Raw genomic sequence first — 10,665 nt, 5'->3', positions numbered from 1 at the left:
GAGTCATTGATTTGGGCGCCCCGCGCGGGGCGCATTGATGACTTTTTGCGAAGTCATCAAATTTCAGATCTCAAAAAAGGCCGTGAATCAGCTTTTGATCTTCTTCTGCGTGCTGCGTTCTGCGTACTGTATCCATTACATACTCGGAAAGAACACCAGCGGATAGCTGACAGTAACATCCCCTTCAGGGATTTCCGGGAATTTCCAGGTCCGGATCATTTTAACCAGGGAATTTTCCAGGGGCGGCCAGTTCATGGCCGATTCCTCTATTCGGCATTCGGTCACATTTCCTTGAGGTGAAATGGTGAAGGTCAGAATGATCTTTCCCCTGAGAGAGGTTTTTTTCCGGAGCTCCCGGTTGTAGGCATATCGGATGGCTCCAGTGTGAGCAGCCACTACCCGTGCAATAGTCCTGGTGGAGCGTTCTTCCCTTTGCTCGGGAGCAATGACCTCTTCTGCGGCAGCTTCTCCGGTATTGGATCCATTCAGGGATCCGAAGGGCTGGCCGCCAGCCGTGCCGAGATTGGAAACCTGAATGGGTCCAGATACGTTGGCGTCGTTTAACTGCCCTTCGATGCCGATGAGCCCGCTTCCGGCCCCGGTCCCCCCGAATCCGGCATCGCCGCCGGTTCCGGCAACGGAAGCGGTAGTGGTAATTCCGCCTATCTCTCCAAGAACATTTTCCAGATCCTGCTGCAGGTCTGAATCCAGCTGCAGTACCGAGATCCCGGCGCCGGCTGTCTTCCTCCCAGCTGTTCCTCTGCCTGTCAGGACCCCCAGGATGCCCATTTTGGAAACCTGGTTTCGGATCACTTCACGATTTGCCGGAGCAGGGATATCTCCTTTGGTGGGTATTTCTGCCTCTGGTTTGACCCTTTCAGGTTCCGGCTCCTTTTCCACTTCCGCCGTGGGCTTGCCCTCTCCCACACCCGTTTCACCTTGTATCGCTATCTTCGGCGATGGCGGTGCTACAGGTTCCAGGATCAATCGGGAAATTCGTCTCGGTAACTCTTTGAGAGCGGTTATTTCCGGTATGGGGAACTTCCTGAGGGCGCTCACTCCCGCTAAATGAGCTACCAGGATCAGTGTGAGGAGGGTAAAAAAGGTCAGATCGGTCCTGTTTGGAGTTTGAAACCGGTATCTAAAGGGCAGGTGCCCCTGCTTTGCAGGTTCAAGGGCCAGTTCTGGAACGATGGGTGGACCATACTCCAGAATATAGGTGGCGTTTCCGATACGAATATCAGCTGACATGCCTTCCCGATGATGGACCTGATAGCCCTTTTTCGATTTTTTGGCCAGGCCCCACGCCACCATGTCTTCGAGGGCAATAGTGGAACCCTGATAGATAAATGTACCTGCAGCACTAATGGGGAGGTTGATCGTGTAGCCTGCCATCGTCCGCGACAGGAGTTTCTGTCGGTGCACGGGGCTTGACGGATCCAGCAACTGGCACTTCCAGTCTCGTCCGGTGTAAATATTCCTTCCCTTTACCACTGACCGGGTAACGGTACGGTCGTTCCTGAGAAGGTGAATGAGCAGAGAATTACGTGCCAAAGTCACTCTTTCTGAAAAACAGCCAGGGATTGATTGATAAAGCCTGCCTGACCACAAGTGTAAAGGATCTTTTTAAGAAGCCTGAAAGGTATTTCACGATCTCCCTCAAGTACAAGGCGGCCGGTAAATCCGGCGTTGGGATTCAGTCCGGAGATCTCCTGGTACTGTCTGGTCTTTACCATCAGGTGCTGGTAAAGAGTGTCTATCAGAAGATTTTCAGATGTCTTTATTTCCTCCAGGTTCACATCCAGCATTTTGCCATCCACCATAAGGGTGTTTCTGGAAACTTCAACCACAAGTCCCGGTTCCGGTGCGCTCTGAGTTGTTGAGGTTGGAAGGTGAAGGTCGGTTGGGATGGTAAGGAGAATACCCTCTGCCGAATAGCTTTTAAGAAGGAAAATAATCAGGATCGTGAACATGTCCAGCATCGATGTGATGTTGAGAGTCAGCAGGGATGGTTTCCTGGCTCTGGCTGTCCTTCTTTTTGTCGGTGCGTGCGCCACCTTCAGCCCTCCTCCAATATTCTGTCGGCAAGGGATATGTCCGGAAAAAGTTCCGTGTCGCCATTTACACGCACAGCGTCCATGATATCGATAATGGTTTCGTAGAGGATCTCGCTGTCTAATAAAAGCACTGCGTCACGCTTGTCAGGGAACTCTTTCTTCAGAGTGACCAGCTTTTCGATAAATCTGTCGAGCTTCAACCCTTCCTGAATATCCTCGGTGATGAGCACCTCTCGATCCTTCATGAGGGACATCTCTTTCAAGGTCACTGAGACAGACAGAGTGAAATCCTGAGAGGGATCGTTTTCGCCATCCTGAAGGAGTGCCTCCTCAAGTGTGGGGAGGTACAGGTTGACGATACCCACCTTTTGAAACATGGCGGTGAGAAGGAGCATGGGGATCAGAGCAACGAAAAGGCTCAGAAGGGGAGCCAGGTTAAGGTCCAGGATATACCCGGGTTTGCTCCTGCGCTGGGAAGGCCTGAAAGCCATTTAGACCGCCGATTCCCGGGAGGAGACCATGTTGACCATTTTCACCGCTACACGGTCGATCTGTTCCACCAGAGTGTTGGCCCTGGACTGGATAAAGGCGTAAAAGAAAAGACAGGGAATGGCAACGGTCAATCCGTAGGCCGTGGTGTTAAGGGCGATGGCGATCCCCTTGGCAAGAACGGCCCCCTTCTGTGCGGCCTCGGCCCCCGCCACAGCATTAAAGGATTGCATGAGGCCGACTATCGTTCCCAGGAGTCCCAGAAGGGTGGCGACGTTTGCGGCCATGGCCAGGTAATGGACTCTCCGTTCTACCAAAGGCAGAACCTCCATGGCAGCCTCATCCACAGAGTTCTGGACCTCCCTTACCGAACAGCCTTCACACTCCAAAGCGGCACGGACAATTTTTGGAATGGGGGTGTTATTGCACAAATTGCGGGCGCCTTCCGGGTCACCTTTTCCAACAAGCTCCTGGATCTTTTTCAGAAAGGCTCTGTCGTCGATCCCGAACCTGATGGCCAGAAAATAGACCCGTTCGATGATAATGGCCGCCGCGAAGATCGAAGTTGCCAGGATCGGGTACATGAACGGTCCCCCGTCCCTGAAAGCCTGGGCAATTAAAACCATTTCGCATACCTCCCTTGCACCGTGTCGATAGGTCACGACACGGTGCTGAATTTGATTTTTCCCGGAAAAGGGACAATCTGGAACCCGTGTCTTGTTTTAGGTTAAGAACCCCTGTTTCCCTTATTCCTTCATGAATGCATATAACAGATTACGGCAAACCATACATTGAGATCTGCCGGATTTATTCGGCAGATCTCAATGTTCCGATGAGCAAAGTTTTGACCCTGACCTCGGTTTCGAGGGCCAGAGGATTTGTCAGGCGTGTTGCTTGGTTGGAAAAATCCCTCACCAAGGGTATTTTACTGAACCGAATCCTGGTTTTGGGGATGATGTAGGTGATCTCCGGATGTTCGATCACACCAACGATATCAGTCTCCTCCATACGGATATATGTTCTTGGACGGTTGTCCTCGGCGATGGCGATCGCAGCCGAACACAATAATATCAGGTAAATGGAGATAAAGGTCAATGTTCGGCTCATTTGCTCTCCTTAAAGAATTTGGGAAAATGAGCAAATCCGAGTGAGAATTGCGCATTGAGAATTGAGGATTTTGAACGGTTCCACGTGTGACTAGAATTCTCAATTCTGAATTCGGAATACTCAATTCGTTTCAAGAATCCCCTCCAGAAATTCCACCCAGCCGTTGATCCTTTCGGATGCCGGACCCTCCAGTTTTATATATTGCCTGTACTGCTCAATGGCCAGGGCCGGTTCCCCGCGGTAAAGTTCGTAAAGCACCCCGAGGTTCAGGTGCAGGTCCGGATGGGTCGCCCTGGCCAGCCCATCCTGATAAGTTTTTTCCGCTTCGGTGAACTTTCCCTGCCTGCGCAAGGTCAGGCCCAGGTTGAGGTAACCCTCATAACCTGATGGCTGTGCCACTATGGCCGAGCGGAATTTGTCCTCCGCCTCGGGAAGTTTCCCCTGTTGAAGGTCTGCCGTACCCCTCAGAAGCCACTCTTCTGCGGAACCTATTGATTCCAACCCGGCTTCCAGGTCTGCAAGGGCTCTGTCAGGGTGTCCCTCTTTCAGTTGGAGAAGGGCGCTCGTGCGGAGAAGTTGAGGATCCTCGATCTCATTCAGGGCCAGGATATCGATACCCTTTGAGGTTGTGCCCATCATGTCCAGTGCAATAGCGAGATTGTTTCGAGTCATGATGTCCCTGGGATCATCAGCAAGAGCTTTCGTCAGAATTTCATTTGCCGATTCCAGATGCCCGTCCCTGATCCTGAGCAGTGCGAGGCGGTTTGCGCTTTGAGTTGAAGGTGATAATTCGTGGGCAGTGCTGAAATATTGGTCTGCCTTGGTCAGGTCACCCGTCATAACAGCTGTCTCGCCCAGGGCCAGGAGGGTTATGGGGTTACCAGGATCCAGGGAAGCAGAACGGGTCAGACGCTCCATGGCATTGGAGAGGTCCCCGGCTCTGTATGAGGCAATTCCCGCGGCCAGCCAGCTTGTGGGATCCTCTGGTAATAGTTGTACGACCCTGACGGCGTCCTGGGGCGCTACAACCTGATTTAAGTGAAGGGATTCCGTAATTCCGGCAAGGAGTATGGTCCCTTCGCTTGCAGGCTCCCTGGAGACTGTCGGAACAGATGATACAGCATGATCTTCATTCACAGCCGGCCCCGGTTTATCAGACTGGTCGGTTAAATGTCGGGTGGACGATGTCGTCACGCAGCCGGCGCCGGTAAGGGTGAGGAGGCAACACAGCAGTGTCCAATGTAAAAGACGCAGCACCGGTATCATAGATGCTCCTCCACCGGGATTGCGTCTGTGACCAGATCGTCTCTGATGCTGTCTGTTTTCAGCGTTCCGCGCAAAGCAGGAAAGCTCAAGGGTGGCGGTGATATAAGGGTAGATGGATAGGCGATGGATTCGTTCCTCAGATAGGACCATGGCGCCAGTTCCGCCATCCTTTCAAACGTTTTCTCTATCCACGGGTCAAGGATCTCCAGCTTAACGGCTCTCTGAATGTTTACCCTGTAAGCATCCAGTGCTTTGGCTTCAAAGGGAAAAGCCATCTCCTGGAGGAGCAGGTCATATTCCTCCAGCTCAAGAGAGGTCAGGCCTTCAGGTTTTGGGGAAGAAAGTATGTCCCCTTTGAAAAGCTCCAGCGCCCGGCCAATAAAGTAGTTGGATGCCGTTATGACGTCGATGGTCTTGTAACTGCCGGCGGCAACGAAATCCCTGATCACGGTCTGGAGCATCTCCCGTTTTCGTACTACATTTTTATCAAGGGGGGGAGTTATGTGAAAGTCTTTGTATTGAGTAAAGGATCTTTCGGCAATACGGAGCTGGCTTCTGGCAGCGAAGGCGGTGAGGGTCTGGTTGGCCTGATCCTTCTTTTGCAGAGCCACACCCCTTTTGTATGCGTCCAGGGCGCTATCCCAATTCCCGATCTCTTCCAGGTCCTGGCCTAAAAGAAAGAACTGTCTGGAAAGCTCTTCTAACGGCTCCGGGAACTCCTCGATGTATGTTGATCGGGATGAAGCTGCCCGTTCCGGTGCGTTGCCAGCGGAGTAAAGCTGCGCAGCCTTGAGCAGGGCAACCTCCCTGTCTTTGCCATGGGATCTTGAAGCCAGAACCATGCTGTCATCAGCAGCTCTGATCGGATCACCGAGGGCCTCAAGGATGAGGACAGACATCTGGAGAGCTTCTCTGGCGAACTCCGAATCGGTATAGGTCGCGGCAAGGGTTTCAAACAGAGATGTGGCTTTTCTCTCGAGCCCGATGGATCTATAAAGCTTACCGGCGTTGTAGAGAGAGACCTGGGCAACATCAGAGTCCGGGAACTGGCGATGGATCGCCTCGAACCGTTCGGCTGCCTCTGTGGCTAATTTTTTGGAGGAAAGTTCCTCCGCATATTTGAACAGGCTGTAAACGTGGAGCCGGCGAGCTTCTTCACCCATTTCATCGCTAATGCTCTTCTTCCAGGCTTCGCGAAACCAGGCTGCAGCCTGTCTGTAGTCACCCTCTTTGAAGAAAGTGCGGGCAATAAGGAGTCTGGCTCTGGCCGATTCGGGTGCGGCGGGGTAGCGGCGGATCAGAAGTGAAAAATGGGCGCGTGCTTCTTTCAAAGCGTTTTTGTTGAGGGTGATCTCACCGAGGACCAGTATCGCCCTGGGAGTGACCGGACTGTCCGGCGACACGTTGGAAAGGATGTTAACGGTATTTCCAAACAGGGGAAGATCAACAGTTCCTGATCTGTCGTAAGTGCTTATCTGGTAGTCAGTAGAGGCCAGGATGGCGCGTTCTGCCAGCTCGGAACAGCTGTTGTCAACAGCCAGGTCGTTGAGGACACGCACTGCGTCTTCAAATCGGTCCATTTCCGCCAAAACCATGCCCTTAAGATGTTTGATCCTGCACGGGCTGTCTTCACCGGTGATCTCTTCATAAACGGTCAGATCCTTCAGTGCCAAATTGAGCACCGTTTCCTCCCCCGCAGCCTGGAATCGAGCCCGTCTCCGGTTCGCTGCCGTTTCCAGGTTATTCAGGATCAGGGATCGAGCCTGTTCCTGCCGCACCTCTGTGGCTTCTTTATACCATGGTGTTTCGGGACCGATGTGCTGCCTGAAGTTTTCAGAAAGTTCAAGGGATGCCAGAGTGTCCCCGCGGATATGATAGGTCTCACGCATGTGTTCGAGGACCTCGGGCATGCTGTTTCCTGAAGGGTACAACTGGATGTAAGTACGGAAGGTTCCGAGGGCCTCTGGAAAAAAAGACCGTTCTCTGTACAGGTCCGCAAGCAGGTAAAGTATGCGGGATAAATAGGGATCGGAAGGTTTAGCCTTGATCCTGCGTACAAAAGCCGGCGTGCCGCCACTCTCGGTGTAGGAACGGGCAATAATGTCCATGCTTTCATTGGCAAGGCTGTCGGCAGTAATTTCCCCGCTTTCATTAAAATCCAGTACTGCGAAGAAGGAGTCTATGGCTTCTTCGTATCGGTCCAGGTTGTAGAAACACCAGCCCAGCTTGTAGAGGGCTTTCTCGGCATATTCAGGCCCGCCTGCCGCGACAACTTGCTGATAGTGGGTAATAGCCCGGGGGATGTCTTCCATTGTGAAATAATATTCACCCAGGCGCATGTTGATCTCAACCGAGTATCTGGTTTCAGGAAAGGTCTTAACAAGCCTGGCATACCCGTTGGCCGCCTGGTCCGGATCACCCTGCTCCGTGTAGCAATAGGCAATTCCGTACAGGGCATCTTCCGTTAGCGGGTGCCCGGGGAAGCGTTCCATGACCTGGGCATAGGCTTGTATGGCGGCATTAAAATCAGGCAATATTTCGGCAGTGTCACCCTCCGTTTCCAGGACCATCCGGATCCTTTCTCTCTCCGTTTCAAAGAGAAGTTCGGCAAGTCGAAAGGAAGCCTCCGCCATGTAATCGCTGGTGTTGTCAGGGTATTTGCTCAGGAGGGACCGATAAAGTTCAATTGATCTGAGGCGAGACCCGTGTTCCTGACGTATCAGGAATTCACGGCCCCCTTTCCGGGCTTGTCGCAGCAGCTGTGTTAACTGGTTGCGATCCTGTTTTTTTATCCGATCCATCTCCAAAAGAAGGCGGGCTTCGCGTTCTCGCGGGGTGAGATGTTCTTCTACATCCATAACGGGATCGGGAGCTGTGGCGCAGGAAGTTGCCACCAGCAGGCATAACATTAGAAAGCAGACTCTTCTCACTGTACAACCTCTTGCAAAGATCGCACGGAACTTTCCATTCGGGAGATCTCAATATCCGCGGAGGTGTAAAGAGTTTTTGCTTCAGCCTCCCTGATTTTCTGAGAGGTCTGACCTGCAAGGGTGAGAAGTCTGGCAGCTCTCATTTCATTGATCTTTTTCCTCAGGGTCTTCAGCTGCCCGGGAAGTGTGGTTTCGAGATTTTTTTTGCGTAGGCCAAGCAGAAGCTCGAATTCTTCCAGAGCCTGTTGCCTGTTGGTGAGCATTCGTAAGGTTTTTGATGTGTCGGCCAAAGCCTGTGTTGCCCTTGTTCTGCCGGAGGTGACCCTGAGAGATGTTTTCTTTTCCAACTGGATGGCCTCTCCCTTAACCTCAAGCCACAGCTGGCCTTCCAGGGAAGTTAATTCGTTTTTGTAGCTGCGAAGTGACTGCCGGGAGGAGATGAGTCCGTCATATGCCTGTTTCCTGATCAGGTTGAGCTGACTTTCCTCCCTGGAAGCTGTTACCGACTCGGAAAGTCTTCCCACCAGAGAGGCGAACCCTTCGGCCTTATTCACCGAGTTCTTCATTCGGGAAAGACGTTCCTTGAGTTCCCCTGTTCGAGATATGAGCAGCATTGCCTTCTCACTGGCGAACCCGTCAAGAGACCGGTTCTGTAAAGTCATGCTCATGTCACTTTTGATGGATTTCAGGCGGTTTCTTATCTCTTCCAACCAAGCCGTAGTAAGGCGAGTGCGGGATAAATCATTTTGGACCCAGTCTATTTCCTTTCTGACCAGCTCCTCGTCTCTGTCAAACCTCTTTCTGAGGTTCACGGCCCTTTCCTCGGCAAGGTCTAAACCTTTCAGAAGAGCCGTTGTGTGCCTGACAAATGGGTCAACCGAGATATCCATGATCCATTGCCTTACAAAAAACGGTGTCTGGCGCAGCAGGTCACGGTCAGAGAAAGATCCTTCCACAGTTTGTTCAAGGAGGGTGATAATATGGCTGCCGGGCTGAAGGTCCTTGTCCCGGAGTCCGAGAACCCAGTTTCCTACTTCTTTAAGACGCTGCAGATGGTGATCGAGGACTGAGCCGGCTTTGTCGTACATATCCAGTTCCCTGTAGGTGAGAGCCAGATCCAGAACGCCTTCACCGGCCGCGTGGCTGTAGCGGTGCAGGTCTACCAGCTCTTCAAGTACGATGGCCGCTCCCTTTAGATCATCCGTCCTGATTTGGGACCATGCTTTACCGAGAAGAGCATCTGCTGAGTAAGGGCTGGAGGGAGAGATGGCGAGAAAAGAGTTCCTGGCGCGGTCAGGTTGTTGCGCCTGCAGGTAGTGATAACCCCGGGTCAGGTAGAGGAGGTCAACGAGGGTGGAAATCTCGCTGCCCTTGATTTTTCCGATTAATCTGGTTGAGGCATCCCAGCCATCCCTGGCAGCAAGGTGACTTGCCGTCAATATGCCTGAGATCACCTTTGTCCCGGCATCACTGAAAGTCGTACCTTCAAGAACCGCGAGTGCGTCCTCACGTTTACCGCGGTCCGCCAGGTACCCTGAAAGAGCCAGGGACAGGTCTTGCCCCAATGCATCCCGTTCATCATTTTCAATCGCTGGAAGATCGAGGCCGGGGTTGTAATACGACATTTTGATGAACTGCTCAATGGCATTCAACCGGGTACTGCTGCCAGGTATGCTTTTTGAAATAGCACGATGGTACGCCTCTGATGCCTGGATGTATCGTCCCGTTAAAGCCAGGGCCATTCCCACATTGTAGTGATCTTCGGCTGATGACTCCTCCCGGCCGGGAGTTATGGCGCTGACCTCCATGGGTTCGCCACGGACCAGGTGGGCAATGGCGAGCCGATTTCTGAGCCCGGTGTCTGACGTCCGAACGAGCCTGTCCGCCATCAGGTTGCCGGCCTGTACGTTCAGTGGATACACGATAACGAAAAGCAGGATCGGGAGGATCCTTCGAAAATAGGCCAATCAGGGCTCCCTGGACCAGTGTCTGGCTTCCAGTCTATATGTCGTTGGCTTTTTGGCAGAGTCTTGGGAAAGGGTTATCTCCAGGAAGTTTGCCATGGTCCTTCTGGCTTCGAATTTGAAAATGGCCTTCCCGGTGCTGGTAATTTCGCCCTGGGGTTCTCCTGATGAAAGAAAACACTCCACACTCAAGTTGTGTGAAACCGGCTCTGCGATCCCGGAGTAAACTTCGATCGCCCCCCCCCGGATAAGCACAAGCCTGTCGGTCTCGACGAATTCCCTGCTGGTGAGAAGCTCGCCGTCCAACTGGATCTGAACGGAAGCTGGTACCTGTCCGCTTATGCTCCGGGAGAAGAAGAAAACGGACAGGGAGGTGATTTTGGGATCCACAAGATCCTCTAATAGTACATCGATCTCTTTCTCCAGGACTGTGAGCTTCTGTTCAATGTCTGTGAGCTCATCTTCCAGTTCACTGACAGGTACCTCGCGGGAGGCGCTGGTCTCAGCCTGTGCGGTTACCTGGGCGACAATACCTGACATCAGAAGTATGATCGCAAGGGCGGTTGTTATTCTTAAACGCATCGTTTCCTCCACAAGCATTATACAGTTTGCGGTTATTGATGACCTCGAAGTATGTCATCACCGCGCCCGTGAGTGGCGCCCGGATCAATGACGGTTGTTGTCAGTCATTGATCTGTGAGGGAAGTGAAAATGACATTTTTCGCTTCCCGTGGAGCAACAAGTCCCGTCTGGACTTTTTGCGACCCTATCCGGTTGATGACCTCGAAGTATGTCATCACCGCGCCCGTAAGTGGCGCCCGGATCAATGACGGTTGTTGTCAGTCATTGATC

The 10,665-nt window shown here is 52.6% G+C and carries 9 protein-coding genes; all 9 read right to left on the bottom strand.

The annotated features are described in order from the left end of the window. Nucleotides 1–135 precede the first annotated feature (135 nt). The gene (locus P1S59_12700) at nucleotides 136–1,554 is read right to left on the bottom strand and encodes an AgmX/PglI C-terminal domain-containing protein (GenBank protein ID MDF1527106.1); all 1,419 of its coding nucleotides are present in this window, start codon (nucleotides 1,552–1,554) and stop codon (nucleotides 136–138) included. Between the two features lie 2 nt (nucleotides 1,555–1,556). After that, nucleotides 1,557–2,057 carry a biopolymer transporter ExbD gene (locus P1S59_12695; GenBank protein ID MDF1527105.1) on the bottom strand — a complete coding sequence of 167 codons (501 nt, stop codon included), beginning with the start codon at nucleotides 2,055–2,057 and terminating at the stop codon, nucleotides 1,557–1,559. Between the two features lie 2 nt (nucleotides 2,058–2,059). Beyond that, nucleotides 2,060–2,548, bottom strand: a complete 489-nt coding sequence (locus tag P1S59_12690) for a biopolymer transporter ExbD (protein ID MDF1527104.1) — start codon at nucleotides 2,546–2,548, stop codon at nucleotides 2,060–2,062. Then, complete coding sequence (locus P1S59_12685; protein ID MDF1527103.1) at nucleotides 2,549–3,172, bottom strand: MotA/TolQ/ExbB proton channel family protein; 624 nt, start codon at nucleotides 3,170–3,172, stop codon at nucleotides 2,549–2,551. 181 nt (nucleotides 3,173–3,353) lie between these two features. Continuing rightward, a complete protein-coding gene (locus P1S59_12680; protein MDF1527102.1) occupies nucleotides 3,354–3,653 on the bottom strand; it encodes a hypothetical protein in 300 nt (99 codons plus the stop codon). Between the two features lie 120 nt (nucleotides 3,654–3,773). Beyond that, nucleotides 3,774–4,919: a tetratricopeptide repeat protein gene (locus P1S59_12675; protein ID MDF1527101.1), complete on the bottom strand. Its 1,146-nt coding sequence runs from the start codon at nucleotides 4,917–4,919 to the stop codon at nucleotides 3,774–3,776. Continuing rightward, entirely contained in the window at nucleotides 4,916–7,849 is a 2,934-nt protein-coding gene (locus P1S59_12670; protein ID MDF1527100.1) for a tetratricopeptide repeat protein, read from the bottom strand. The genes P1S59_12675 and P1S59_12670 overlap by 4 nt, the downstream gene beginning before the upstream one ends. Further along, entirely contained in the window at nucleotides 7,846–9,816 is a 1,971-nt protein-coding gene (locus P1S59_12665; protein MDF1527099.1) for a hypothetical protein, read from the bottom strand. The genes P1S59_12670 and P1S59_12665 overlap by 4 nt, the downstream gene beginning before the upstream one ends. After that, nucleotides 9,817–10,395 carry a hypothetical protein gene (locus P1S59_12660; protein MDF1527098.1) on the bottom strand — a complete coding sequence of 193 codons (579 nt, stop codon included), beginning with the start codon at nucleotides 10,393–10,395 and terminating at the stop codon, nucleotides 9,817–9,819. Nucleotides 10,396–10,665: the final 270 nt, after the last annotated feature.

The organism is bacterium (assembly GCA_029210965.1).
Lineage (GTDB): Bacteria > BMS3Abin14 > BMS3Abin14 > BMS3Abin14 > BMS3Abin14 > JALHUC01.
The sequence above is the reverse complement of the archived record's forward strand: the minus strand, read 5'-3'. Positions and strand labels throughout refer to the sequence as shown.

Coding starts and splice junctions, on each gene's coding strand:
- P1S59_12690 (MDF1527104.1), bottom strand. CDS start 2,548: ATGGCTTTCAGGCCTTCCCAGCGCAGGAGCAAACCCGGGTATATCCTG.
- P1S59_12685 (MDF1527103.1), bottom strand. CDS start 3,172: ATGGTTTTAATTGCCCAGGCTTTCAGGGACGGGGGACCGTTCATGTAC.
- P1S59_12680 (MDF1527102.1), bottom strand. CDS start 3,653: ATGAGCCGAACATTGACCTTTATCTCCATTTACCTGATATTATTGTGT.
- P1S59_12675 (MDF1527101.1), bottom strand. CDS start 4,919: ATGATACCGGTGCTGCGTCTTTTACATTGGACACTGCTGTGTTGCCTC.
- P1S59_12660 (MDF1527098.1), bottom strand. CDS start 10,395: ATGCGTTTAAGAATAACAACCGCCCTTGCGATCATACTTCTGATGTCA.